Origin of the sequence: Shewanella sp. MBTL60-112-B2, from assembly GCF_019655055.1 — a bacterium.
Lineage (GTDB): Bacteria > Pseudomonadota > Gammaproteobacteria > Enterobacterales > Shewanellaceae > Shewanella.
In genome coordinates, this window is record NZ_BPFA01000098.1 from 1 (window position 1) to 493 (window position 493).

1 pseudogene is annotated in these 493 nt (G+C 55.8%); it reads left to right on the top strand.

What is annotated here, in order from left to right:
- A pseudogene (locus K5Q73_RS21725) lies at window positions 1-103 on the top strand (cytochrome c); the annotation flags it as partial.
- Window positions 104-493 lie beyond the last annotated feature (390 nt).

A 493-nucleotide genomic window follows, 5' to 3' on the forward strand; every position in this document is an offset into this window, starting at 1 on the left:
ACCCGAGGCGTTTCAGCATTTAACTGAGCAGGAACTCAAGGATATTCAACAGTTCCTGTACGACCATGCCGCCGACTCGGATCAACCCCAGACCTGCGGTTGATAGCGCGTAATCACTTAACTCATTAACAGTCAGTAAGCCAAGTATGGGGTTACCCCAGGGCTGCTTGCTGCCTGAAAACGACCGGCAAGGCCGGTCAGGAGAATCAACTATGCGTACTCTTATCGCACTGGCGGTGGCCCAGGCTCTGGGTTTGGCTCTGCTCGGCAGCCCCCAGCTCCAGGCCGGGGAACTGGATGACAGCACCAAGATCCGCGAGCTTAAACAGCAACTGCAGGAGATCACCGAAGAGCTGGATATACTCAACAGCCGGGTGGACAAGACAGAGCGGCACACGGCGCTCGATCGGCTGGAGATCAGCGGCGACTTTCGCACCCGAGCCCACGAGACAGGCAGAAATCTCGTATGCCGTCTTCTGCTTGAAAAAAAAAA